The sequence below is a fragment of the [Clostridium] citroniae WAL-17108 genome, from assembly GCF_000233455.1.
GTDB lineage: Bacteria > Bacillota > Clostridia > Lachnospirales > Lachnospiraceae > Enterocloster > Enterocloster citroniae.
Genome location: NZ_JH376420.1, coordinates 1928071 through 1952808, shown reverse-complemented (window position 1 = coordinate 1952808; position 24738 = coordinate 1928071). Strand labels below are relative to the sequence as shown.

21 protein-coding genes are annotated in these 24738 nt (G+C 51.6%); 17 read left to right on the top strand and 4 right to left on the bottom strand.

The features are described from left to right. Nucleotides 1-2: 2 nt before the first annotated feature. The 4 genes from HMPREF9469_RS08790 to HMPREF9469_RS08775 all read left to right on the top strand — a co-directional run bounded on the left by HMPREF9469_RS08790 (nt 3) and on the right by HMPREF9469_RS08775 (nt 5966). Complete coding sequence (locus HMPREF9469_RS08790; protein ID WP_007861074.1) at nt 3-1067, top strand: ABC transporter permease; 1065 nt, start codon at nt 3-5, stop codon at nt 1065-1067. 215 nt (nt 1068-1282) lie between these two features. Further along, complete coding sequence (locus HMPREF9469_RS08785) at nt 1283-2395, top strand: ABC transporter substrate-binding protein (protein WP_007861073.1); 1113 nt, start codon at nt 1283-1285, stop codon at nt 2393-2395. Nucleotides 2396-2732: 337 nt separating this feature from the next. Next, nucleotides 2733-3728, top strand: coding sequence for an adenosine deaminase (gene add, locus HMPREF9469_RS08780; RefSeq protein ID WP_007861072.1), 996 nt, complete (start codon nt 2733-2735; stop codon nt 3726-3728). Nucleotides 3729-3884: 156 nt separating this feature from the next. Further along, nucleotides 3885-5966, top strand: coding sequence for a methyl-accepting chemotaxis protein (locus HMPREF9469_RS08775; RefSeq protein WP_007861070.1), 2082 nt, complete (start codon nt 3885-3887; stop codon nt 5964-5966). A 115-nt stretch (nt 5967-6081) separates the two neighbouring features. Here HMPREF9469_RS08775 and HMPREF9469_RS08770 read toward each other — a convergent pair whose 3' ends face one another. Beyond that, nucleotides 6082-7254 (bottom strand): YgeY family selenium metabolism-linked hydrolase, encoded by a 1173-nt coding sequence (locus HMPREF9469_RS08770; RefSeq protein ID WP_007861068.1) that lies wholly within the window; start codon nt 7252-7254, stop codon nt 6082-6084. A 180-nt stretch (nt 7255-7434) separates the two neighbouring features. Between HMPREF9469_RS08770 and HMPREF9469_RS08765 the strand changes: the two genes are divergently transcribed. Then, nucleotides 7435-8337: an AraC family transcriptional regulator gene (locus HMPREF9469_RS08765; protein WP_007861066.1), complete on the top strand. Its 903-nt coding sequence runs from the start codon at nt 7435-7437 to the stop codon at nt 8335-8337. Between the two features lie 66 nt (nt 8338-8403). Here the strand turns inward: HMPREF9469_RS08765 and HMPREF9469_RS08760 are convergent, their stop codons facing one another. Then, nucleotides 8404-10146 (bottom strand): FUSC family protein, encoded by a 1743-nt coding sequence (locus HMPREF9469_RS08760; RefSeq protein WP_007861065.1) that lies wholly within the window; start codon nt 10144-10146, stop codon nt 8404-8406. A gap of 246 nt (nt 10147-10392) precedes the next feature. Between HMPREF9469_RS08760 and HMPREF9469_RS08755 the strand changes: the two genes are divergently transcribed. Next, the gene (locus HMPREF9469_RS08755; protein WP_007861064.1) at nt 10393-10839 is read left to right on the top strand and encodes a MarR family winged helix-turn-helix transcriptional regulator; all 447 of its coding nucleotides are present in this window, start codon (nt 10393-10395) and stop codon (nt 10837-10839) included. Nucleotides 10840-10867: 28 nt separating this feature from the next. On the opposite strand, the gene HMPREF9469_RS08750 is transcribed toward HMPREF9469_RS08755, so the two are convergent. Beyond that, nucleotides 10868-11872, bottom strand: a complete 1005-nt coding sequence (locus HMPREF9469_RS08750) for a linear amide C-N hydrolase (RefSeq protein WP_007861063.1) — start codon at nt 11870-11872, stop codon at nt 10868-10870. Nucleotides 11873-12040: 168 nt separating this feature from the next. Here HMPREF9469_RS08750 and HMPREF9469_RS08745 point away from each other — a divergent pair, with 168 nt between their 5' ends. From HMPREF9469_RS08745 to HMPREF9469_RS08735, 3 genes are all read left to right on the top strand, one after another. Beyond that, a complete protein-coding gene (locus HMPREF9469_RS08745) occupies nt 12041-12682 on the top strand; it encodes an endonuclease III domain-containing protein (protein WP_007861062.1) in 642 nt (213 codons plus the stop codon). Nucleotides 12683-12873: 191 nt separating this feature from the next. Further along, nucleotides 12874-13269: a hypothetical protein gene (locus tag HMPREF9469_RS08740; protein ID WP_007861060.1), complete on the top strand. Its 396-nt coding sequence runs from the start codon at nt 12874-12876 to the stop codon at nt 13267-13269. After that, a complete protein-coding gene (locus HMPREF9469_RS08735) occupies nt 13266-13463 on the top strand; it encodes a hypothetical protein (protein WP_007861057.1) in 198 nt (65 codons plus the stop codon). The genes HMPREF9469_RS08740 and HMPREF9469_RS08735 overlap by 4 nt, the downstream gene beginning before the upstream one ends. A gap of 195 nt (nt 13464-13658) precedes the next feature. Here the strand turns inward: HMPREF9469_RS08735 and HMPREF9469_RS08730 are convergent, their stop codons facing one another. Further along, nucleotides 13659-14342, bottom strand: coding sequence for a GntR family transcriptional regulator (locus tag HMPREF9469_RS08730; protein ID WP_007861055.1), 684 nt, complete (start codon nt 14340-14342; stop codon nt 13659-13661). 263 nt (nt 14343-14605) lie between these two features. On the opposite strand from HMPREF9469_RS08730, the gene HMPREF9469_RS08725 reads away from it, so the two are divergent. From HMPREF9469_RS08725 to xylB, 8 genes are all read left to right on the top strand, one after another. Further along, complete coding sequence (locus HMPREF9469_RS08725) at nt 14606-15895, top strand: hypothetical protein (protein ID WP_007861052.1); 1290 nt, start codon at nt 14606-14608, stop codon at nt 15893-15895. 20 nt (nt 15896-15915) lie between these two features. Beyond that, nucleotides 15916-16707 (top strand): SDR family NAD(P)-dependent oxidoreductase, encoded by a 792-nt coding sequence (locus tag HMPREF9469_RS08720; protein ID WP_007861051.1) that lies wholly within the window; start codon nt 15916-15918, stop codon nt 16705-16707. 41 nt (nt 16708-16748) lie between these two features. Further along, nucleotides 16749-17252: an L-2-amino-thiazoline-4-carboxylic acid hydrolase gene (locus HMPREF9469_RS08715; protein ID WP_007861050.1), complete on the top strand. Its 504-nt coding sequence runs from the start codon at nt 16749-16751 to the stop codon at nt 17250-17252. A 165-nt stretch (nt 17253-17417) separates the two neighbouring features. Further along, nucleotides 17418-20495 (top strand): ATP-binding protein, encoded by a 3078-nt coding sequence (locus tag HMPREF9469_RS08710; RefSeq protein ID WP_007861049.1) that lies wholly within the window; start codon nt 17418-17420, stop codon nt 20493-20495. A gap of 228 nt (nt 20496-20723) precedes the next feature. Then, nucleotides 20724-21572, top strand: coding sequence for a patatin-like phospholipase family protein (locus tag HMPREF9469_RS08705; RefSeq protein ID WP_040415785.1), 849 nt, complete (start codon nt 20724-20726; stop codon nt 21570-21572). Nucleotides 21573-21586: 14 nt separating this feature from the next. Next, nucleotides 21587-22012 (top strand): PPC domain-containing DNA-binding protein, encoded by a 426-nt coding sequence (locus tag HMPREF9469_RS08700; RefSeq protein WP_242827899.1) that lies wholly within the window; start codon nt 21587-21589, stop codon nt 22010-22012. A gap of 100 nt (nt 22013-22112) precedes the next feature. Further along, on the top strand, nt 22113-22967 hold the full coding sequence (locus HMPREF9469_RS08695; protein ID WP_040415783.1) for an AraC family transcriptional regulator: 855 nt from the start codon (nt 22113-22115) through the stop codon (nt 22965-22967). 160 nt (nt 22968-23127) lie between these two features. Further along, entirely contained in the window at nt 23128-24657 is a 1530-nt protein-coding gene (gene xylB, locus HMPREF9469_RS08690) for a xylulokinase (RefSeq protein WP_007861043.1), read from the top strand. Nucleotides 24658-24738 lie beyond the last annotated feature (81 nt).

Below are 24738 nucleotides of genomic sequence, written 5' to 3'. Positions count from 1 at the left end.
GTATGGCGGATTTAAAAGTAAAACAGGAAAATGAGGCAAAGGGCAAAAAAGGCAGCGGGTCCTTTGGCAAATTAAATGCTGCCACCAGAAGGGCGATCTATTCCTTTGGCATTCTTGCAGGGCTGTTCCTATTATTCTCCGTGCTCCAGGTGGATAAGTTCCTGGCCCCGGCCAATCTTCAAAATCTGCTGCAGCAGATCGTTACATACACCATTATCGGGTGCGGACTAACCTTCTGTCTGGTCTGCGGGGGAAATGATCTGTCCGCCGGTGCATCCATGGCATTGTCCGGCATCATCATGGTAAGCCTGCTGACCCAGGGGCTGCCGCTGGGGGTATGTATCGTCCTCTGTCTGGCCATGGGAGTTTGTACCGGGATCATGAACGGATTTTTTATTGAGATCCTGGGTGTGGTGCCGTTTGTGGCAACCCTTGCAACCCAGTGGGTGTACAGGGGCATGGCCAATGTACTGGTGAACGGCGCTCCTCTTTACACCACCAATATTCCGTCTGAGGCGGTCCAAAAGCAGTTCTATGTGCTGGGAGGCGGAAGGATCGGAGGGGACGGTCTTCCCTACAGCGTGATCATAACCCTGGTATATGCCGTCATACTGGGGATCGTCCTGGCAAAGATGCGCATCGGGCGTCAGATCTATGCCTGCGGCTCCAACCTGGAGGCGGCAAAACTGTCAGGCATTAATGCGGTAAAGACGCGTATGTTTGCATATTGCATCTCCGGATTGTCAGCAGCCATCTGCGGTATTCTGGTTGCCTCACGTCTCTCCAGCGCCCAGCCCACTGCCGGAAACGGATATGAGATGGAGGCGATCGCGGCATCGGTTCTGGGAGGGATCTCCATCCTGGGAGGCGAGGGCACGATCCTGAACACGGTGATCGGAGCTCTGATGATGGGCGTGATCCGAAACGGCCTGAACCTGAATGGAGTCAATTCCTTCTGGCAGCAGGTGATCGTAGGCTTCATACTCCTTATTGCTGTTGCGTCACAGACAGCAAATAAAGGCGGGAACCTGAATTCCATCAAGCGCTTTTTCGGTTTGAGCAAATAAAACCGTAGAGATAGACAAAACAAAAATAAGAGTGTACTATCCGGATCTTTTGGTACTCAGATTTGCGAGATGATTTTTTGTCAGTTGCGCATAAAATTATGAGGTGTACGCGGTGTGTATATTGAATAAATTTGTATGCGGCTGGCGGGAAATCAGCCGCAAAGATGGGTGCCGGGGAGACTCCGAGAGTGCACAAGAATAGCAGGAGGATCATAATGAGAAAATTAGCAGCGGTTTTAATGGCAGGAGCATTGGCAGCATCAACACTGGCAGGGTGCGGGAGCAGTACGGCCTCCAACACCCAGGCAGATACCACGGCAGCCCCTGCGGATAAGGAAAACACAAAGGCGCAGGGAGCTCAGTCAGGGGCGCAGGGGGCACAGTCAGAGGCGGGAAGCAGTGAAACCCCGATAACGGATAACAGTGAAAAGACTATTTATGTGATCGTTAAGGTGTTGGGAAACCAGTACTGGAGTATCCTCCAGGCCGGTGCAGAGCAGGCCGGCAAGGACCTGGGATGCAAGGTGGTGGTTGTGGGAACCGCTCTGGAGTCTGATATTGAAGGCCAGCTGACCCTTCTCCAGAACGCGGTATCCGCCCAGGCGGCAGGGATCGTCATAGCGCCTCTGGACAGTGTTTCCCTGGATGCGCCTATCACAGAGGCATACAATTCAGGCACTCCGGTTGTGCTGGTGGACACGGTTACAAAGAGCGATAACTACAGCGCAGCCCTTCTGACCAACAATGTGGAGGCTGGGAAAACTGCAGCGGAGGAAATGATCCGAAGATTAAAGGCAAAGGGCCTTTCCGAGGATGAGACAGCACAGATCGCCATCCAGGTAGGCTCCACCGGCTCCCAGACCATCAACGACAGGGTAAAGGGCTTTAACGAGTACTGGGAAGCCAATGCCCCTGAAAAATGGGTGGTTCTCAATGACGACATCAAGGTAAATGAAGGCGATATCAGCAAGGCGGTTGGTTTCTGCCAGGACTTTATCACCACCTACCCTGATCTGAAGGGGGTATTTGGTCCAAACAACGGTTCCACGGTTGGTTTTGTAACAGGGCTGACAGAATCCAAGCGCACGGATATCACCATGGTAGGATTTGACTTCTCCGCAGAGATCGAAACCATGATCCGCAGCAATGAATATGATGTTGCTTCTGTTGTCCAGAGACAGTATTTTATGGGGTATGACGGAGTAAAGACAGCAGTGGAGCTGGCAAACGGCCAGACTGTGGAGGATAAGACCATTGATACCGGTGTTGTACTGGTGGACAGCAAGAATGTGGACTCTGATGAGGTCCAGGGGATCATCCATCCATAAATGATCCCATGACAATTGGAAGCTTGAAACTAAATGGAGGCAGCCGCCTTTGCGATTGAGTGATCGTAGAGGCGGCTGTCTTTTTTCTTGATCCTGGGGAGGGCTGTCCTCTGCCGCCCCTTGGCTCTAGGAGGCCGGGCGTCAGTCTGGCCGGGTATGGGGGGGGGGGTGCAACAGGGAGGCATTCATCGAAGCCAGGCATGAGTAATTTTTTTGTTGCCCCCCACTTTTCGCTATGCTATGATTAGAATCAGAACGATTCTTAAATATGCTGTATGGATCATTGGTATAGCAGAGAAAAATGTGATAGAACAGAAGCATGAGAGAGGTACACAAAATGAGACGAATGGAAACAGATTTACATCTCCACTTGGACGGCTCCCTGTCCATGGATGTGGTGAGGACCCTGGCAGAGAGGATCGGATATGACCTGGAGGGAAAGGATTTAAAGAAGCTGTTGTGTGTGGGAGATGACTGCGCCAGCCTGGCTGAGTATTTAAGCTGCTTTGATCTGCCGGGCATCCTTCTTCAGACGGAGGATGCCCTGGAAATGGCCTCCTGCGACCTGGTAAAGCGCCTGGCCGCCCAGGGGCTGGTGTATGCGGAGATCAGGTTTGCCCCGCAGCTCCACAGACAGAAGGGGCTGACCCAGGAGCAGGCGGTGGAGGCCGTTGTCAGAGGGGTACAGGCAGGCAGCCGGGAGAGCGGTATGTATGCAGGGGTCCTGCTCTGCGCCATGGTAAACGGCAGCGATGGGGACAATGAGGAGACACTGGAGCTTTCCAGAGCGTATTTGGGAAAGGGTGTTGTGGGCGCCGATATCGCAGGGCCTGAAGGGCTGGTGCCCATGAAGCATTTTGAAGGGATGTTCAGACGGATCTATCAGGCGGACGTACCGTTTACCATCCATGCGGGAGAATGTGGGGATTACGAAAATGTAGCGCTGGCAGTGTCCTACGGGGCCCGGCGCATCGGTCACGGCTGCGCGGCCATCCGCTCTGAGGCGTGTATGGACCTGCTGAAACGGGAGAATATCACCCTGGAGATGTGTATTGTCAGCAACCTTCAGACAAAGGCGGCGGAGAGTATTGAGGCCCATCCCCTGAAGGAGTTTTACGCCAGGGGGATCAGGGTGACCTATAACACGGATGATATGATGGTGTCGGATACGGATCTGGAGCGGGAAGCAGCCCTGATCACCGGCCGGATGGGGCTGACCCAGAAGGATCTGATCCGGATGAACGAGATGGCTGTGGAAGCAGGATTTGCCGGGGCTGAAGTGAGAGAGGGGATTTTGAGACGGATGAGGGAACAGTCCGGTATATGGAAGTAGGAAAGGGATAACTTGGATGAATGCCTGGATGAAAGCCTGGAGGAATACCGGGTGTGGTGATAGGCTGACTTTCCCATTATCATTGCCTTTTATTGGAATAATGATATAATGTGTTTATGAGTTCTTAACAGTTGACAGGATAGTGGGGTTAATGATATGGGGAATGATTTAAAGCAGCCGGCGACAGTAAAAGAAAGGGCGGTAAGGCGGTGGGAGGAGTCCCTTGGATTCAGGATCAGCCTGCGGGTCACGGTGGTGTTGATTCCGTTTTTGGTCCTCCTGATCGTTGTCTCGTGTATTCTGTCCGTCCGAAGCATTTCATCTCTGAATGACAAGCTTTTGGATGTCCAGACCGACTATGCGGTGTCCATTGTGGATGATTTTTTCAGCAGCAAGCTGGCGGTTGTCAGCATGTTTGAGAACAATGATGACCTTCAGGCATATTTTCAGGCGGTATCCGTGCCTCAGGATATAGAGGGGTACGAGGACAGGGAAAAGATACAGGAACTCCTGTCCATGGTCCTGGAAAAGATGGGGGATGAGATGGTGGCGGAGGCCTGGGCAGCCGATGCCAGGACGGACCGGTATCTGCTTTCCGGCGGTGAGGTGGTGGAGGCAGGGCTTAAGGATACCGTATGGTATGAGCCTGTTCTGTCCGGCAGAGAGCCTTTTATATCAGATCCATACAGGGATCCGGCCACGGGAGAACAGATCGTTTCCGTGGTGGCTCCTGTGTTTTTTGACAACGGACAGGAAGCGGCCGGATTCATGGGGGTTGACGTGTATGTGAGCAATCTGTCCGAACTGCTGTCCGGGATAAAGGTAGGGGAACGGGGGTATCTGGAACTGATCTCTAATCGTTCCGACTACATATACAGCGAGGATCCCACTGCAATAGGACGGAATGTAACGGAGCTGGATATATCAGACGACTATAAGAATAAAGTCCAGGCCAATTACAACGGCGTAACGGATTTCAGCTATGGAAAAATCAGATACACGGCCATGTTCAGAAACAGCAGGACCACAAACTGGCTGGCGCTGGCAACCCTTCCCGTGTCTGAGATCAATGCAACCCGCAACCAGCTGATCGCTGTTATGGCCTTTTTATCTATCCTTATACTGGCGGCCCTGGTCGTGCTGATCATCAGCATGATCCGCAGGATAACAAGGCCTCTTGCCGATATAAGCGGCAGGATGCAGGACTTTTCCCGGGGTGATCTGCAGGGGGATATCCAAGTATGGGGAAAGGACGAGATCGGGCGTCTGGCAGACAGCATCCGTTCATCCACCCGGTCATTAAAGGATATGATCGGGGATATTTCTCATATACTGGAGGAGATATCCGGCGGAAACCTGGACCTTAGGGTAAAAGGAACATACATCGGCGACTTCAGGTTTATAAAGGAAGCCCTGGAACGGATTGTGCAGTCCCTGAACGAAACACTGGGGCAGATCGGCATTTCTGCGGAGCAGGTAAGCAATGGTTCCGAGCAGGTGGCGGCAGGCGCCCAGGCCCTGGCCCAGGGGGCGGCGGAGCAGGCGGGAACAGTGGAGGAGCTGGCGGTCAGCATAGGGGAGATATCCAGGCAGATCACTGCCAATGCGGACAGCGCCGCGGATGCCAGCCAGAGAGCAGAGGCTGTGGGCAGGGAAGCGGCGGAGAGCAACCGCAGGATGCAGGACATGCTTGCAGCCATGCAGGAGATCCGTTCCGGTTCCCGTGAGATATCCAAGATCATAAAGACCATTGAGGACATTGCGTTCCAGACCAATATCCTGGCGCTTAATGCGGCTGTGGAAGCAGCGCGTGTGGGGGAGGCAGGCAAGGGATTTGCTGTGGTGGCAGGGGAAGTGAGAAATCTGGCCACCAAAAGCGCCGAGGCGTCCAGGAATACGGCGGATCTGATCAACGGCTCCATGAGAGCCGTGGAAAACGGAACCAGGATCGCAGACCATACTGCCAGATCCATGCAGAATGTGGAGGAGGGAGTCAGGATGGTGGTGGGCGCAGTGGAGGGAATATCTGTTTCCACCAGCAGACAGGCTGAATCCGTGACCCAGTTATCCCAGGGTATTGAGCAGATATCAAATGTGGTCCAGGTCAATTCAGCTACGGCAGAGGAAAGTGCGGCGGCCAGTGAGGAACTTTCCGCACAGGCAATGCTTTTAAGGGAATTGATTGAAAGGTTTCAGCTCAGGGGAAATACATCAGATGAAAGTGAGCCTGCCGACTGATCTGCCAGGTTATCATATGATAGAGGATGCCAAGAATCATAAAAAGAGAGGCGGCCGTTCCTGTGCATTGGCAGGGACGGCCGTCTTTGATATATAAGGAACGTAAAGAGACGGATCAAAGTTCCCGGATCAACTGTGTGTAGATGCGGAACGCGTCCTTGATCTTTTGTAAATCGCAGTGTTCATCCCTCATATGTGCCAGCTTATATTCTCCCGGGCCGAATCCAATGGTGGGAATGCCCATTGCAACGGGGGTGATGGCATTGGTGCCAAAATCCCAGAAGTCATAGGAATCCGGGTCCCTGCCGTAAATGCAGGTATATGCCCTGCGCAGGGCCAGGGCCAGATGGCTGTCCTTGTCTATTTTCCATGGATCGTGCATGGGTTCATAGTCCAGCTGGCCTCCGTTCCAGGAGGTGTGGTGCAGGGTCCCCACTTCCCAGTGGGCGTCCTTGCCCTTTATCAGCCCGTCCATTTCTTTTCTCACCTGGTCCAGTGTCTCTCCCCAGGCAAGCCTTCGGTCCAGGTAAATGCTGCACTGGCTGGGGACAGCGTTCAGGGATGCACTGACACAGGATATGTCGGAGAGCACAATGGTCCCGTGAGGGCCTTCCCTGCGGGACAGCTCCTGGTTCAGCCGGTCCACGCGGCTGATGATCTCCGCCATTTCATAGACTGCGTTCTTTCCTTTTTCCGGAGCTGACCCGTGGGCGGATATGCCATGGGTGATGATGCGGATCTGGGCTTTGCCCTTATGGCCTAAGGTGATCACATTGTCACAGGGTTCGCAGATAATGCAGTAATCAGGTTTCAGGTCATATTCCCTGTAAAAATGTTTCAGGTTCTCGCCGTCACAGTATTCTTCGCACACAGTTCCCGTGACGTAGACGGTTTTGTCTTCCAGATATCCCATTTTCTTTGCAAGGGCAGCGCCGTACAGGGCGGCGCACAGAGCGGATTTCATATCCACCGATCCTCTTCCCCAGATGGCGTTGTCCACGATTTCTCCTGAGAAAGGCGGCACCTGCCACTGGTCGGCGTCATTGACCTGGACCGTGTCCATATGGCCGTCAAAGTGTATGATGGTTTTTCCGTTTCCGATCCGCCCCACTACGTTTCCAACAGAATCGATCTCTGCCAGGTCATAGCCCAGGCCTTCCATGTGTTTCCTGATCAGATGTGCCAGATTCCCCTCCTCATCCGAATAGCTTCTGGTCCGTATGGATTCTGCGATCAATCCCACCAGATCCTGTTCCATATTTTCCGGTACGTTCAGATTAGTTTCCATAGTTTCCTCCTTTACACGGTTTAAGTCAGAAGTCCTTGATGATTTCATTATATTAAGATTTTATTGTTTTTTGTGTCATAATATATGGATAAAATATAACTATATTGACGGAATAATGGACCGAGTCATATAATGAAGTTTAACTGATAGACAGTATTTGAAACAGGGAGGTGAAATGCCATGCAGGTCTACAGCATTCCCATCAACAGTGACCAGAGGGAGATCACTCATCATGGCACCAGCGAATTTCCCATTGCGGTCTATGAAACGGATCTGGAGAAAAATGTTCTGGGTTATGTCCCATGGCATTGGCATGAGGAGATCCAGTTTTGTTATGTGGTCGGCGAAAGGGTGTGCTTTCACATAAACCATCAGAAGGTGGTTCTGGAAAAGGATCAGGGGATCTTTATTTCCTCCAATATCCTGCACATGGCAACGCCGGCAGACGGAAAGGGCGGAGTTTATGTGTGCATGGATGTGGATCCCGCGCTGCTAAGAGGCTTTGGGGGCAGCGTCATAGCCAGGCGCTATGTAAATCCCGTGCTGGAGAATAAGAACAGGCCCTGTCTGTACCTTTGGGGAAAGGACGGGTGGGAGAGGGAGGCCGTGGCATCCATGAAAACGGTTTACGACCTGTACAGAAAGAAAGGGGAGGGGTATGAGATGGACATAACCATAGCGCTGCTTTCCCTGTGGAAGGAGCTGTACCTGAGAATAAGGGAGATGGCCGGCACGGACGCGGACCCGGTGATGACAGGGCGTGACAATGAGCGTATCAAGCAGATTCTCTCCTACATACATGAGCATTTTTCAGAAAAGATCACTTTGGAACAGATTGCCGGACAGGTCAATGTCAGCAGGAATGAATGCTGCCGATTTTTTAAAAGGTATATGGGATGCTCCATTTTCGCTTATCTCATGGATTACCGGATCCTGAAAAGCACGGAACTGCTGCTGGCAACCGACTGGCCGGTGAGTATGGTTGCCTCCAGCTGCGGTTTCCATACTGCCAGTTATTATATTGAACAGTTCCGCAGAAAGAGAAATACCACTCCCGGGGAATACAGGAGCGGCAGGCGGTGAGACGGTAGGGAGATGACCGGCTGTGGGAATTCTGTTTTATCAATTGCGGTGCGGATCCCAGGGGTCCTATGACAGATGCCCGGGTTCAAATACCGGGGCATTTTCACGTTCCGTGATCCGGGACCGGTGGGCACTGCGAACCTGCTCCCTGCAGCCGGCAAGAATATCGGAAAAGCCGGACCATTTTTCCAGATGGGCATTCTGCACCAGTTTATCTTCCTGGAGATGGGCCTGGATGACCAGGTTATAATACAGCTGGGTGTCCACTTCCGGGGAACGGCAGACGCGGGTCAAAAGCTGGGTGACGGCCCTGTATTTTTGAAAAAGCTGCCTGGTGGCCTTGTCACGGCGGTAGGGAGTGATCAGGCAGTTGAGGATATATCCGGCAGCGGCCCCGGCCAATATATAGCCAAGGCGTATGAGGAAGATGCTGCCCACTGCCTGAAACCCAAAGGCATCCATAAACACTGCGCCTCCCAGGGCGCCCACGGTGGAGCAGGCAAACGTCTGGGCGTAATCTGAAAAATAAAAGGAAATGTAACCTGACAGCATCATGGCAGCGGTACGTCCCAGGGGGGAGGGAATCAGAGCGTAGATGACCACGGAGACCAAACCTCCGGTTATGGTTGCCAGCACACGTTTTTTGATCTTCACAGGCACATCATCAGCGTATGGCAGGGATACGGATGCCAGGGTAAATAAGAGCCATTTGCCGTGGGGAAGGGACAGAACCCGAACCAGAAAGGTGGCGCAGGCCAGGATCAGGGCTGTGCGAAGGGCGTATACCGCACGCACAGGGCTGAGATCCAGAGCGGTCCTCAGCTGCATCTTTAAGGACAGGGCCGTGGGGCGGTAGTGCTGTCTGTTCTGGGGATCCGTCATATGGAGGAGCCTGTCGCGGATGTATTCCAGACTGTGAAAAAACAGGCCCGCCCTCTTGTCATCCAGAAGGCCAAAGAAATCCTTGGCGTCCGGTTCCGGTATCAGGGTGATATCCTGGTGAAGAAAGGCGCAAAATGTCTGAAGGCGGTCCGAAAGATTCTGGAGCATCTCCCTGTCCTTAAGGGACAATTGTGAGGGAAGTTCATGGACCAGGATCAGAAGGTGTTCCAGGCCGCGGCCTGCATCTATCATATAAAAGCTGGCATCGGACACACACAGCACCTTTTTTCTGCGCTGGTACACGATCCGGCTTAACTGGCACAGCTTGCTCCTCATGGCGGCGGGATCCGGCCGGTTGGGAGTTCCTGCCAGACGGCAGGCAATGGAAAGTCTGATGCTGTCTATCATTTCACTGAGCACATCCCTGGCAGTCTCCTGAACGCGATTCCTTCCCATAAACAATTGGTACAGGATAATGGACAGGGCTCCGGTCAACATGCCGGCAATCCTGCCCGGAAGCTGGTCTGCGCTGACCGGAGAGATAAAGATAAGGAACAGGTAGGATAATATATAAGGAAAATACATATGGCTGGAATATTCATAAGTATATGCATACAAAATACCCAGCAGTGTGATAAAATGGACGAAAACGGACAGGGGAGCGGGAAGGGCATTGACCCAGTAAGCGGCCAGGGCCATCCAGACCAGTACCAGGGCCTGGGTAACCAGATGCCGCAGCGGTGTGGCGGTCAGGTCGCGTACCATGGAGGCGGACATCATAATGGTAAATATAACGCCCACAATGGTGTTCTCAGGGCCGAATATGTATGAAAACAGATTCACATAAGCCAGGATAAAGATAAAATTGAGAGTGCTGGAACGGAATTTTTCCCGGATCATTCCGGGCAGTTTTAATTGGCTGCTCATAAATGGCTGTATCTCCTTTTTGGTTGTCCTGTGTTTGGATGCCCCGTTTACTGCGGTGAGTTTTGGGGAGGGATTGACTTTGAACTCATATATTTATATAATCGGAAAGAAAAGTCATTTAAATATGATTGTCATACTTTGGTTACTAATTAATAAGAATATCATGTCCGTAAAAGAATGTCAATATTCAGAAGGGATTTCCCGAATGGGGTATTTAAAAGGGATTTCCCAAATGGGGAGGATGGAATGGGAGCAGGAAAAATTTCTGAGAAGTTTGTTCAAAATCTGTTAATCGCAATGCCGGTCTGGCATTCTAAACTGGTGCGTCCGTTTAAGGATACCCTGAACGGGGAGATGAGCCTGGAGACGTATTATTGTTTGGAAACAGTGAAGATGCGCGGGACAGCCACCATGACCGAACTGGCCCGCCAGTTGAAGGTACCGAAGCAGCAGGCCACAAAACTGGTCGACAGGCTGAGTGAAAACCAGTTTGTGGAGCGGGTGCATAACCAGGAGGACCGCAGGGTCACGTGGATACGCCTGACCCCCAAAGCGGTTTCCTACCTGGATGAGTATTATCTGAAAAACACGGCATTTATCGGGATGATGGAGGAAAAGCTGACACAGGAAGAACTTTCCGATCTGAATCATGCCATGGAGATCCTGGGGGATATCCTGCCTAAATTAAAATAAAAGAACGTACGGTACAGCTGCTTGTGTCTCAGCAGTTGCGGCATTCAAAAGTAACCGGCCGGTTCAGTTTTCCCAATGATACGATCTCTGAGCCGCTGTCGTGATCGGGGACCAGCTTTGCGGATTCGATCTGGCTGTTATTGTATGTGTTGAAAAAATATTCCTGATCTGAGAGGCTCATGAACGCGGTGTACTGGGTATAACTGGGAATTTCCAGGTCAGTCATCACAGCCCCCTTGGGAATGGAGACATTGTTCAGGATGTGAAAGCCTGTTATGACAGCCGCCTCCCGGCCGGAGGGAACGGATACATGGCTTTTCAGATAAGCGGCCCGCACAAAGCGGGAGGGCGGCGCAAAATCTCCCGGCAGTCCCAGTGTACCGGCTCCCTGGCCAAAGGGGGTAAGGCTCACTGAGTCCCAGACAGCTTCCTTTTCCTGGTAAGGCGATACGTTCATGTAATTGCGCAGATTGGTCATATGCCATTGAAAGCCCGGGCTGTTGGTAAGTACGCCAATGGGGTTATCCAGCAGGTACAGGCCGTCTACCGTCTTCTCCACAACCAGGCAGGCCCCGGTCTGATCCGTAAGGATCCAGTGAAGAGGAGCCACGGTGTTGGTGATGCTGTCCTCCTCCCCCACAATGCGGATCGAGTCCAGCACGGTGACTGCCTGATTGACGTTTTTGCAGATTCCCAGAAGAAAATTAACAAGTTCAAGGGAGGCAACCGAGATCACTCCCGGCCCCTGAGTCCGGTCCGGGGCCGGATCATAGCTGGCAAAACCGGGAAAATACAGGACAGCTGCGGCGAACCCCATCTCGTTGACCCCGTCCACAAAAACAAGGGGTGAGATATCCTGTCCAATGCCTATAAAGCGGTAGCGGTTGGTGATCTTATGGGTTTTGAGCATATTGTTCCACTCATAGCCTCTGGGCGAAATATAAAGTTCCGGATCCAGGGGAAATGAAAAATCCATGGTACGCCCAAAATAAATATCCCCCTGCATGGTCTGCATTGTAATTGCTGTACACATCCAAAAACCTCCTGAATTTACAAAGATATTCATATCAGGCTATGTATATTCCGGCGCAGGGAAAAACATTCGTCCTTGCCCGCAAAATATAATTGCGATAGAATAGCAGCATACAGTGTACTCCCGGAGTCTCCGGAAGTACACTACAGTACAAAGGAGGAGCATGGAATGACAAAAGAAGAATTGGCCCTGGAGATCGTGGACCGTTTAAAAAAGGAATACCCGGATGCGGGGTGTACCCTGGATTACAATCAGGCATGGAAGCTGCTGGTCAGCGTGCGCCTGGCCGCCCAGTGTACGGATGCCCGGGTGAACGTGGTGGTACAGGACCTGTACTCCCAATATCCCGATGTTGCCTCACTGGCAGCAGCGGATGCGGCGGATATTGAGCGTATTGTTAAGCCCTGCGGTCTGGGACACAGCAAGGCCAGGGATATCAGTGCCTGTATGAAGATCCTGCATGAGGAATATGGCGGTAATGTGCCGGACGATTTTGACGCGCTGCTGAAGCTTCCGGGGGTGGGACGCAAGAGCGCGAACCTGATCATGGGGGATGTATTCGGCAAGCCGGCCATTGTAACGGATACCCACTGCATCCGTCTTGTAAACCGCATGGGCCTGGTAGACGGCATCAAGGATCCGAAAAAGGTGGAGATGGCGCTGTGGAAGCTGATACCTGCCCAGGAGGGGAGCGATTTCTGCCACAGGCTGGTTTATCATGGAAGGGATGTGTGCACGGCGCGGACCAAGCCCCATTGTGAGAAGTGTTGTCTGGAAGATATATGTGCAAAAGCCGGGGTGACGGAGTGAGATATAAGACTTGGCCGACCCCTGAACCACTTGGCTCCTGCAGAAAAAATGTCCAGGAACGGCCCTCTTTCCATTGAGAAAAATTCACAAACTTTACAGTAAATAAAAGTTTACATTTGCATTTTCAAAACAAAAAATGGTAAAATAGGAAGGAAGCAAAAGGTTGATATTGTTTTCAGGAAGGTGAGAAAATGCTGAATGAGACTGTGAGGCACATCAAATACGGATTGGGTAAAGTGGCGGAGGTGGATCAGAACCATATATGGGTTTCTTTTTCAGGGGAAGCCGGGACAAAGCTGTTTTTATATCCGGATGCCTTTGAACGGTTTCTGAGTTTTGAATCCCAGGGCCTTCAGGAGGAGGCGCTGTCTGCCCTTGCGGCTGCCGGAGCGAAGAAGAAGGAAGAGGAAGCCATGCGGCTGTTCCGATATAAAGTATATGAGGCACAGCGGAAAAGGGAACAGTCGGAGCTTCTTAAAAGACGCAGGAAGGCGGCGCGGGAAAAGGCAGTACGGGAAAAAATGCCGCGGGAAAAGGCAATGGCGGAACATGGGGGAATGATATCAGTGGAGGGGCAGGTCAAATGAAAATCATCAATCAGAGGGTGGAACACAGACGTTACGGTGCGGGCACTGTTTTTGCTTTAAAGGGCAAAAAGGTTTACGTTGCCTTTGGCAAGCTGTATGGTGATATGGCATTTCCCTATCCCGGGGTGTTTAAGGAGGATATGAAACTGGCAGACCCGGACATGATGGAGGAACTGTTGGAGGACATTGGATAGAATGCCGGTGTGTTGTGGGTTTTAATTTAAAAGCAGTTTAGGCTGCACTATTTGATGATAAAGAAAGAATGACGGATATGGATTTGCCCCTATCCCGCTATCTTTCGTAATTGGTCAAATAGTGCAGCCTTTTTGTAAGCAGGAATAATATCCCGGACATCAAAGCCATTGCGGACTTCTTTAGGCATGTGGTATCTAGCACAGGCTGTAGGTAGGGACCTCAGCATTGATAGGGTGATTTTGCTTAACGCGCTGAAGGGCATCGTTGGTAGGTATTTTCTCAATATCCGCCCGGAGAAGGGTCATGGCTGTTTTAATATCGCCTTTTTCAATGTAGTCCAGCATGGCAAAGTGAAGGTCTGCCGCCAGATAATAGTTTTTCATGATCTCCACAAAGTAAATAACTTGACGGTCCATGGATTCCAGCAATGTATGGAGGGCGAAATCATTCCCATAACAGGAAAAAAGCTTTGCATGAAAGTCACGGTTTAATTTCCAGTAGTTAATAAAGTTCTTGTCCTGTTTGTCGGCGTATTGCCGGCAGATTTCCCGCAGTGACTGGATATGTTCGGGGGTAATGGAGTAATAATACTGTTCCAGGAAACTGCATTCCAACACAGCTCGGAAGTTTACAATATCGCGCAGCTCCTGCTGGTCCGGCCTGCGTATGCGGTATCCGTGACGGGGAATGCAAACGATAAAATGGTCGCTGCGCAGCTGCATCAGGGCCTCTCTTACAGGCGCCCGGCTGACATTGTATTTTTCCATCAGGGCTTTTTCGGTAAGGTATTCATCAAAATCAAATTCATTGTGGATAATATCGGAAAATATTGCATTGTATACCTGGTTCATAATTGTTTTCGTCTCTTTTTGTTCCATATACAGCACAGTCCTTTCAACGTAATTTCTTACATTAAATCATATCATAAAAATCCAAAAAACACCTTATATTTTTGAATCATATCACAAAAATAAAAAGCAGGGGAAGATTTTAATAAAAATTGTTGAAAAGCTACAAATATTATTAAAATATATTGTATATAATGACAAAAATCACAATATATATTGTGAATGGAAAAAATCTGTGATATGATTACAGAAGCTCCAAGAGGGAGAAAAACAAAAGAAAGAAGGGCTTGAGTATGAGCGAACAAAAGAATTCCAAAAAGTGGATCGGTTATGGATTGCTTGCTCTCATGGCTGTTGCCTATCTGTATTTTGGCATTTATAAGATTGCCATCGGAGAGGCGCAGTGGGATGTACAGACCGCATTTTTGACCATGCTGATTCTGGTCATTATTGGAGAGGTCATTTCTACCGCTACGAAAGCATTTGTACCATCCATGTTTATTACGGCAGTGTTATTTGTAATCGGATTCTGGACCTTCCTGCCGGCAGACATCCTTCAGCAGGGTGGAGTTGCCGCAAATTTACCCACATTTCTGGTTATGATGATGGTTGTGCACCTGGGAACCATGCTGGATATCCAGGAACTGATCGATCAGTGGAAAACGGTTGTTGTCACTCTGGCGGGTATGCTGGGCATTCTGGTGGTTATCCTGACCGTGGGAACCCTGGTCCTGGGCAAGGAGACAGCGGCGGTTGCAGCTCCTCCTCTGACAGGCGGTTTTGTGGCAGCTATGATGATGCAGTCCGTTGCGCCTACAGAGCATCTTGCAATCCTTGCAATGGCGGTATACGTACTGCAGGGTTTTGTGGGATATCCTCTGACCAGCATCTGTCTGAAGAAGGAAGGATATTCTGTACTGAACCAGTATAGAAAAGGAACCTGGCAGACAGCAGCAGTACAGAAGACGGCGGCTGCAGAGGAAAACAAACATGTTCTTTTCCCTCAGCTGCCCGGCAAGTATAAGAGCGACTTTACATATCTGTTTACAATGGTAATCCTTACCGTGATGTCCGGTTATCTGGATAAGTTAAGCGGTGGATATATTTCCAAGTTCGTATGGGCGCTGATCCTTGGAGTATTTGCAACAGCCTTTGGCTTTACAGAGAAGAATGTTTTGGTTCGTTCCCGCAGTATGGGTTTTGTTTACACGATCATCATGATGTTTGTATTCTCACAGCTCAGCAGCTGTACGCCGGATACAGTGGTTCAGCTGATCAAGGATTTTGCAATTTTGATCGTGCTTTCAACCGTTGGCATTGCAGTTTTCGCTATCCCTCTTGGAAAGAAGCTTGGGATGAGCACGCCGATGGCATTTGCTCTTGGCTTAGGTTCCATTGCAGGGGGCTTTCCGGCCAGCTATACTTTAAGTGTTGAGGCAGCTAAGGTATGTGCGGAAAATGAAGAGGAGTATCAGGTTCTGGAGCAGCATATGCTTCCAAAGACGCTGGTTGCAGGTTTTGTCAGCGCTACATCCGGTTCCGTATTCATTGCAGGAGCCGTTATGGCCATGTTCTTTAAATAAGGTTTTACGGGAGGTATTCCATGGATTTAGGTTTACAGGGCAAGACGGTGGTAGTGACCGGAGCCAGCAAGGGAATCGGCTATGCAACGGCGGAAGCCTTTCTGAAAGAGGGCGCAAAGGTTGCTGTCTGTTCCCGTCATGAGGATGAATTAAAGGAAGCTGCCCAGGCGCTTTCCGGTTTGGGAGAAGTGTATTATGAGGCATTTGACGTATCATCGGCTGCGGAAAATTATGCGTTTGCAGAGCATGTCCATGACCATTTTGGAAGTCTGGATGTGTGGGTGAATAACGTAGGTGCCACAGGTTATAAGAAAGGTGAAGAGTATGATGATGAGGAGATCGACTTCATGACAGGAGTCTGCTTTAAGTCGGTGATCTACGGCTGCCAGGCGGCATTCCGATATATGAAGGAGCAGAAGAAGGGGGCGATCGTCAATGTAAGTTCCCTTGCTGCGCGCTGCTCTTCCGCGGGAAGAAGTACTCTTTACGGACCATTAAAATCCGCGGTTAACAATCTGACCAACACCTTTGCCGGAGAGTACTGCGCACATAATGTGAGAGTAACCTGTATTATGCCGGGCTTTACCGTAACGCCTCTGGTAAAAAAAGCCATCAGTCAGGAGGAGCTGGACCGTAATGCATCATCTACTCTGCTTCGCAGAATGGCTGAACCGGAAGAAATTGCAAAGCCAATTGTATTTCTTGCCAGTGACGCTGCAAGCTATATGACTGCTGTTACGATTGAAGTATCCGGTGGAAGAAGCATGACGCTTAATCCAACCTATGCTTATGACAGGCTGGAAGCAAAATAGAAAGCAAAATAGAAAGCAAAAGAAAAAGGAGGATATTTAAGATGATCGACAACAAAATTACAATTAAGGATGACGAGAAGGTTAATATTCAGAGAGGGGCCATCGGACATAGATCCACATGGACAGGTTTAACCTACAAATATGCCGTAGAAGAAGGAAGGGCAGAAGAGGTTGAGGCCATTATACGCAAGGCTATCAGTGAGACGGGAAGAGTACAGGGAAGTGAGATCAGGGAACGCTGCGAGAAGCCGGAGAGCTGCGAAAGCTTTTTTAATACCATGTTTACGCCAACTCTTCAGAAATCCTTTGAGGTAGAAGTTAAGGAGAAGAATGACGATGTCCTGGATGTGGAGTTTCACCACTGTCCGCTGTTAAAGGCATGGCAGGACCTTGGCTTTGACGATGCCCTGTGTGCAAAGCTGTGCGATATGGCCATGGACGGTGACAGGAATATAGCTAAGGCAATGGGATTTGACTTCCATTTGGGCGATACCATTGCAGACGGATGTCCTACCTGCCAGGTAAGATTTTCCAGGAAAAAATAACAGGAACACAGAGGACGGCTGGTTTTTTAGCTGTCCTCATTTTTGGGGAGCTTTATCCCGGAGCCGGTGCCGCAGCCCCGGCTTTTTTCTTGACGCGTCCTTGTTTATCAAGTATGATTAAAACAGCAAGCTATTTTCGCAGATAAGTGAAAGCAGGTTATGATTGTGGGAAAACAGAATGGGGTTACAGGCGCGCAGCGCATGGAAGATGCAAAGCGGCTGGCAAGCCGGCTGATGCACCTGCACTATTGTGAAAATGATGTTGATAGTATCATATCCGCATTTGCCCCGGAGTTTTTATGGATGGGCGCGGGGGAAGATGAGTATATAGCCGGACGCCAGGCGTGCACCGGCGCATTCCGGCAGATGAAGGGCGAAATCCCCAGGTGTAATATATGGGATGAGGAATATGATGTCATCCAGCCGGCAGCAGGTTTTTACATAGTGACAGGGAGGATGTGGATCGCCACGGATCCAAGCACCCGGATGTACCTGAAAGTGCATCAGAGGGTGTCATTTGTGTTCCAGGAAACGGATGAGGGGCTTAAGTGTTCCCATATCCACTGTTCCAACCCATATCAGGAGATGATGGAGGGGGAGCAGTTCCCTGAGAAGATCGGAAGGCAGTCCTATGAGTATGTCCAGGAACGGCTGAACCGGCTGGAGGAGGAGATGCAGAAAAAGAACCTTCAGGCAGAGGAGGATGCCAGGCGTCTGCGGGAACAGACAGGGCTTCTTAGCAGTATCTATGATACGGTGCCCTGCGGCATTATCCGTTTTTCACGGAGCCGGGACAAGGGCTACCGGCTCATCTCCGCCAACAGGGCGGCGCTGACCCTTCTGGGATATGACAGTGTGGAGGAAGGACTGAGGGACTGGCATGACGGCGTGCTGGGAACCGTCCTAAGGGAGGACCAGGAACGGCTGCGGGACTGTTATCTGAAGCTTCAAAGTCCCGGGGACAGGCAGGATATGGAATACCGGGCGCAGTGGAAGGACGGCTCCATCCACTGGATGGATGGAACCAACATGGTGGTGGGGACCACACCGGAAGGGGATTATATCATTCAGCGCACCTTGGTGGACATCACGGCCCGCAAAACTCTTCAGCAGCAGCTGGATAGGGAACAGGAAATGTACCGTGTGGCCATGGAGGCCAGTGCTGCCGTCATGTATGAATACCTGATGGATTCTGATACATTTATCAGCTATGAGCCCAGGCTGGGGGAGGGAATCCTGCGCGGTGAGCTGCATCCGTACTCTAAGGCGCTGGTAGAGCAGCAGATCGTGCATCCGGATGATGTCCCCATGGTGATCGACAATATATGCAAAGGCAGGGCGGAGGCCTTTGAGGTGCGCTGCGCCACTCCCGGAGGGAAAAAGGGCGAATATATCTGGTACAGGGTGAACAGCCGCCTTATACAGGAGGATGGAAAGCCCGGCCGTGTGGTGGGAGCACTCTATAATATTCACAGTATGAAATCCCTTCTGTTTGAAAACAGTGAACGGCTCCATATGAACCAGTCGGCCCTGCTGGCAATAAACGGGGTGTATGTGAGCATTTTCTATGTAAATCTGCCTCAGGACAGCTATTATGGGGTGCGTGTGCCGGATGCCAGGGAGACGAAACTGCTGCCCAGGGCCGGTAAATTTTCATCCATCCTGCGAAGCTATATCCTGAATCAGGTGGATGATACGGACTGGCATAAGATAGAGCTGATGTGTGACAAAGACTGGCTTATGCAGATGATCACCCAGAAGAATGAACACATGGAAGCGGAGTTCAGGATGGCGGCCGGCGCCAGTGAATCTCCCATGTGGCTCAGGCTGGAGATCCATCTGGTTGCCATGGAAGGGGGAAGGCCTAAGACTGTGATCCTGGCATTCCGCAATATCAGCAGTGAAAAGCAAAAGGAGTTGGAGCACCGTGAGGAGGAGCGCAAGGCCAAGCAGGCCCTGGAGGAGGCGTACGCGGCAGCGAACCGCGCAAACCAGGCGAAATCTGAGTTCTTATCCAAGATGAGCCACGATATCCGCACGCCTATGAACGCGATTCTGGGCATGGCTGCAGTGGCAGAGGGATATCTGGAGGATAAGGCGAAGGTGGCGGACTGTCTTTCCAAGATCCGTATGTCGGGGGACCATCTGCTGGGACTGATCAATGCGGTGCTGGACATGTCTAAGATAGAATCAGGCAGCGTTTGCCTTACGGAGTCTGTATTCAGTTTGAATGGTATGATGCGGGAGATCGGCCTGATGATCCGCCCGGACACGGAACAAAAGGAGCAGCACCTGGAGGTTTATGTGGGTGATCTGAGCCATGACGCTGTTTACGGGGATTTGGTCCGGGTAAAGGAGATCCTTCTGAACCTGCTGTCCAATGCGGTAAAGTACACTCCAAAAAAGGGCTGTATCCGTGCGGCCCTGGAGGAAAAGCCCTCCGGGAAGGATCATGTGGGCTGCTATGAGTTTACGGTGGAGGACAATGGGATCGGTATGTCCCCTGCTTTCCAGGAAAAGATGTTTACCCCCTTTGAGCGGGCGGCGGACGCGCGGGTCAGGGGAATCCAAGGAACCGGCCTGGGACTTGCCATCACAAGGAATCTGGTCCAGATGATGAATGGGACCATCCAGGTGGAGAGCAGGCTGGACGAGGGCACCAGATTTGTGGTAACTGTATTTATGAAGCTGGCCGGAGAGAAACCAGAGGAGGATGGGCAGGCGCCGGGGAAGGCAAAGGATAAAGCCGGGGAGCCGGCCGGTGAGAAGGCTGGGGCGCAGACGGCCGGTGAGAAGGCTGGCCGGTGTCACAACACCGGTAATCCGTCCGGGACCGCGGCTTTTGAACCAGGCGCCAGGATCCTGCTGGCGGAGGATAATGACCTGAATCGGGAGATCGTGCAGGAACTTCTGATGCTGCAAGGGCTGGAGACGGCCTGCGCTGTCAATGGCCGGGAGGCTGTGGACCTGTTTGCAGGGAATCCGCCGGGTACATACGCCCTGATCCTTATGGATATCCAGATGCCTGTGATGAATGGTTATGAAGCTTCCAGGGCCATCCGTACCATGGGGGAGAGAGGGGAGCGGCCGGATGGGGCGGAGATTCCCATTATTGCCCTGACAGCCAATGCATTTGCCGATGATGTGTACCGGGCCAAGCAGGCGGGAATGAGTGAACATATTGCAAAGCCCCTGGAAATTGACCGGCTTTTGGAGGTCATGCACCGGTGGATGGATAAATGAGGGTCGTCCCTCCCGTGATGGAACCTGCGGCGGGGATCCCCTTTAAATGTTGGATATAAGGCTGTGGTGGAAAAAGCTGGGGATCAGCCGGACCGCCGCGGCCTTTTGATTGTTTTTTTGCGGTAAAAAGAGTATAATCAACATTCAGAAGCGGATTTCCCCAGCGGACAAAGGCGACTGTGTGATGCCTTGGCCGCGGAGAGCAGTAAGAGGTGAAGAATGGAAATGATAAAAACAGGAATCGTGGTGGAAGGCGGAGCGATGCGCGGCATATACGGGGCAGGCGTGCTGGATGTGCTGCTGGAAAAGAATATTCATGCAGATGGGCTGATCGGCGTTTCGGCAGGAGCTATTCATGGGTGCAGTTTTGTATCGGAGCAAAAGGGACGCTCCATCCGGTACAATCTGAAATATTGCAGGGATCCCAGATACATGAGTTTTCAATCCCTGATCAGAACAGGGGATATGTTTGGAAAGGACTTCTGCTATCATGAGCTTCCGGAAAAGCTGGATCCCTTTGACAATGATACCTTTGAGGCTTCCGCCACCAGGTATTATGTGACCTGCACGGATGTGGAGACAGGGCAGCCCGTGTACCATTACTGCCCGAGCCTCAGGGGAGAACTCATTGACTGGGTGCGTGCTTCCGCATCCATGCCCCTTGCTTCCCGCATGGTGGAGCTGGACGGCCGCAAGCTGCTGGATGGAGGGGTTTCGGATTCCATTCCGGTGGGGGCTTTCAGAAAGATGGGGTACAAAAGAACTCTTGTGATACTGACACGGCCGGCGGGATACCGGAAAAAGCAGAATCCCATGATGCCCGTCATACGAAGGGCGTTCAGGGAGTATCCGGAATTTGTGGAGGCGGCCCGGAGACGCCACCTTGTGTATAACCGTGAACTGGATGAAATCCAGCGTCTTGAGCGGGAGGGACAGGTGTATGTTATCCGCCCCAGCCGCCTCATTAAGATCCGGCGGACAGAGCGTGATCCGGAGCGGATCCGCCAGATGTATGAGCTGGGACGGGAGGACGCGTTGAGGGCATTTCCCGAGATCGAGACTTTTATGGTTCAATGAGATAGAAGGAGGATATGATGGAATATAAGAGATGGGGAGAAAGACTGGTGCTTCGCCTGGACCCGGGGGAAGAGGTGGGGGAGTGCCTGTTGGAGGTCGGCAGAAAGGAGGACATCCGGCTGGCTGAGATCTCAGGACTGGGAGCAGCTTCCCTGGTGGAACTGGGGATGTTTGACACGGAGACAAAAGGCTTTACAGAGGCGTGCTACCAGGGAACGTATGAGATCGCTTCCATTACAGGCAGCATTACAAGGTTGGATGGGGAGCCGTACCTGCATGTCCATATGGTGATTGGAAACCTGGACCGCGGGGAATGCCACGGGGGACATATGATCCGGGCTGTGATCAGTGCTACTGCGGAAATTTTTGTAAATATCATGTCCGGCCAGGTGGAGCGGAAGATGAATGAGGAGATTGGCCTGCATCTGTTTGATCTCTAAGGGTATTTTCCCTTTTAATAAGTAAAAAGGGCAAGAAATGGTTGTCTTAGAGCATTTGCGCACATACTCTGGGCTTTACAGGAGAAATAGGAAGATGAATATGGATTATAAGCATGAACTGGTCATTCCCAATGAAGACCTTCCATTCCGTCTGTTCCTGTTTGAGGGAAAGGACGGCAATTACCGCGTGCCCAAACACTGGCACCGCTCCGTGGAGATTTTCCTGGTTTTGGAGGGACAGATGGAGTTTTTCATCAATAATAAGAGGCTTCCTTTAAAGGCCGCTGATTTTGTGATCGTCAACTCCAATGAGATCCACTCCATCGAGGTGCCGGACCCCAATACCACTATTGTGGTGCAGATTCCTGTGTCCTGCTTTAAGGGATATCTGGATGAGGATGATTACGCCCTGTTTACCAAACAGTCGGATGAGGATAATCTGAATCTGGTACAGCTGATCGTGCGGATCTACAGAACCTATGTACAGAAGGAATTTGCCTATGAATTAAAGGTAAAGAGTTTATTTATGGAACTGCTCTATCTTCTGGTGACCCGGTTTATGCGGGCGGAGGAGGATCTGGGGAATATACGCCATAAGCGCCATCTGGACAAGCTTTCCAATATTACGGCCTATATAAAGAATAACTATAATAAGGATATCTCACTGGAAAGCCTGGCCGCTACCTTTGGTTTTTCCCCCACCTACCTGTCCAGGATGTTTAAGCGGTACGCCAGTGTCAGCTATAAGACCTATCTGCTGGATCTCCGCACCGAATACGGACTCAGGGAAATGATGAATACCAGCCATAGCCTGACGGAGGTGGCTCTGAACAACGGATTCCCCAATGGACGGGCATTTTCCAAGGCGTTTTCCAAACGTTACGGATGTCTTCCCAGCGAATACCGCAGGATGATGGAGGGGGAAGGGGACGGTCCCCGGGGAAAGCAGAGCTGACAGCCATGGATTTGGTAAAAGAAAAATTATAAAAGGGCAAAAAAGTGCTGTTATGAAGATAAGTTTGAATCTGGAAAGCTGAACGTTTTATGGGTATAATCGTTATTAGGAATGATTTTGTTTGAAGATTCCGGTGGAATCACAGAAAGGAGAACAAAACATGAATTATCTGATAGGCGTTGACGTGGGCACATCCGCAACAAAGACCGTGCTGTTTGATGAGAACGGCACCGTGGTTGCCTCAGCTTCCCGGGAGTATCCGCTGTACCAGCCTGAGAACGGGTGGGCGGAACAAAAGCCTGAGGACTGGAGGGACGCAGTCCTCGCAACCCTGAAGGCAGTGGCGGAGCAGTCCGGTGTACCGGCAGAGGAGATTAAGGGGATCGGCATCTCAGGACAGATGCATGGCCTTGTGATGCTGGATGAGGAAGGCGAGGTTATCCGCCCTTCCATTATCTGGTGCGACCAGAGGACGGGCAGGGAAGTGGAGGACATGCTGGAGATCATGCCCAGGGAGCGCTGGATCGAGATCACAGCCAATCCGCCTCTTACAGGATGGACTGCGGCAAAGATACTTTGGGTCAGGAAGCATGAGCCTGAGAACTATCAAAGATGCCGCCATATCCTGCTTCCAAAGGATTACATACGCTATGTGCTCACCGGGGATTTTGCCACCGAGGTATCGGATGCCAGCGGCATGCAGCTTCTTGATGTGCCCGGCAGGTGTTGGTCGGAGGAAGTGCTCCATGCCCTGGATATCGATGAGTCCCTGTTGGGAACGGTTTACGAGTCCTGCCAGGTGACAGGCACCCTGCTTAAGACTGTGGCGGACCAGACCGGGCTTACCGCGGACGTGAAGGTGGTAGGGGGAGCGGGGGACAATGCGGCCGCGGCAGTGGGAACAGGGATCGTAAGGGATGGAACTGCATTTACCACCATCGGAACTTCCGGTGTGGTATTTGCTCACAGCAGCAAGGTTTCCATTGACCCCAAGGGAAGGGTGCACACATGCTGCTGCGCCGTACCGGGGGCCTGGCATATCATGGGCGTCACCCAGGGGGCGGGCCTTTCGCTGAAGTGGTTTAAGGACCAGTTCTGCCAGGATTACGTGGAGGAGGCCGGGACCAGGGGCAAGGATGTGTATGACCTGATCAATGAGGATGCGGCTGGCATAGCGCCGGGGAGCGACCGCCTTATTTATCTTCCCTACCTGATGGGAGAGCGTACCCCTCATCTGGACCCGGACTGCAGGGGCGTCTTTTTCGGACTCTCTGCCATCCACACCAAGAAGCATATGCTCAGGGCGGTAATGGAGGGGGTTTCCTATTCCCTGTGCGACTGCAATGAGATCCTGAAGGAGATGGGCGTGGAGGTCACCCAGATGATGGCCTGCGGAGGCGGGGGCAAAAGCCCTGTGTGGAGGCAGATGCTGGCTGATCTGTACCAATGTACTGTAAAGACCGTCAGACAGGACGAAGGACCCGCCCTGGGAGTTGCCATCCTGGCAGGCGTGGGATGCGGGATCTATCCTGATGTGGAGACGGCCTGCAGCCGGCTGATCAGTGAAAAGAGCAGCACGGATCCTGTAAAGAACAACGCGGAGGTTTACGCGGATTACCACAGGCTGTATCAGCACCTGTACGGCAGCCTGAAAGGGGACTTTAAAACCCTGGCCGGCCTGAAGGGCTGAGCTTACCGGGGAGAGAGAAAGAACATGAAGGGACCGGAGCTGTCCATATACGGCGGCCAGGTGCCCATGATCCAGGAGGAG

Bases quoted from the DNA above. Each gene is read 5' to 3' on its own strand.
- HMPREF9469_RS08790 (WP_007861074.1), top strand. From the start codon at position 3: ATGGCGGATTTAAAAGTAAAACAGGAAAATGAGGCAAAGGGCAAAAAA.
- HMPREF9469_RS08785 (WP_007861073.1), top strand. From the start codon at position 1,283: ATGAGAAAATTAGCAGCGGTTTTAATGGCAGGAGCATTGGCAGCATCA.
- add (WP_007861072.1), top strand. From the start codon at position 2,733: ATGAGACGAATGGAAACAGATTTACATCTCCACTTGGACGGCTCCCTG.
- HMPREF9469_RS08775 (WP_007861070.1), top strand. From the start codon at position 3,885: ATGGGGAATGATTTAAAGCAGCCGGCGACAGTAAAAGAAAGGGCGGTA.
- HMPREF9469_RS08770 (WP_007861068.1), bottom strand. From the start codon at position 7,254: ATGGAAACTAATCTGAACGTACCGGAAAATATGGAACAGGATCTGGTG.
- HMPREF9469_RS08765 (WP_007861066.1), top strand. From the start codon at position 7,435: ATGCAGGTCTACAGCATTCCCATCAACAGTGACCAGAGGGAGATCACT.
- HMPREF9469_RS08760 (WP_007861065.1), bottom strand. From the start codon at position 10,146: ATGAGCAGCCAATTAAAACTGCCCGGAATGATCCGGGAAAAATTCCGT.
- HMPREF9469_RS08755 (WP_007861064.1), top strand. From the start codon at position 10,393: ATGGGAGCAGGAAAAATTTCTGAGAAGTTTGTTCAAAATCTGTTAATC.
- HMPREF9469_RS08750 (WP_007861063.1), bottom strand. From the start codon at position 11,872: ATGTGTACAGCAATTACAATGCAGACCATGCAGGGGGATATTTATTTT.
- HMPREF9469_RS08745 (WP_007861062.1), top strand. From the start codon at position 12,041: ATGACAAAAGAAGAATTGGCCCTGGAGATCGTGGACCGTTTAAAAAAG.
- HMPREF9469_RS08740 (WP_007861060.1), top strand. From the start codon at position 12,874: ATGCTGAATGAGACTGTGAGGCACATCAAATACGGATTGGGTAAAGTG.
- HMPREF9469_RS08735 (WP_007861057.1), top strand. From the start codon at position 13,266: ATGAAAATCATCAATCAGAGGGTGGAACACAGACGTTACGGTGCGGGC.
- HMPREF9469_RS08730 (WP_007861055.1), bottom strand. From the start codon at position 14,342: ATGGAACAAAAAGAGACGAAAACAATTATGAACCAGGTATACAATGCA.
- HMPREF9469_RS08725 (WP_007861052.1), top strand. From the start codon at position 14,606: ATGAGCGAACAAAAGAATTCCAAAAAGTGGATCGGTTATGGATTGCTT.
- HMPREF9469_RS08720 (WP_007861051.1), top strand. From the start codon at position 15,916: ATGGATTTAGGTTTACAGGGCAAGACGGTGGTAGTGACCGGAGCCAGC.
- HMPREF9469_RS08715 (WP_007861050.1), top strand. From the start codon at position 16,749: ATGATCGACAACAAAATTACAATTAAGGATGACGAGAAGGTTAATATT.
- HMPREF9469_RS08700 (WP_242827899.1), top strand. From the start codon at position 21,587: ATGATGGAATATAAGAGATGGGGAGAAAGACTGGTGCTTCGCCTGGAC.
- HMPREF9469_RS08695 (WP_040415783.1), top strand. From the start codon at position 22,113: ATGGATTATAAGCATGAACTGGTCATTCCCAATGAAGACCTTCCATTC.
- xylB (WP_007861043.1), top strand. From the start codon at position 23,128: ATGAATTATCTGATAGGCGTTGACGTGGGCACATCCGCAACAAAGACC.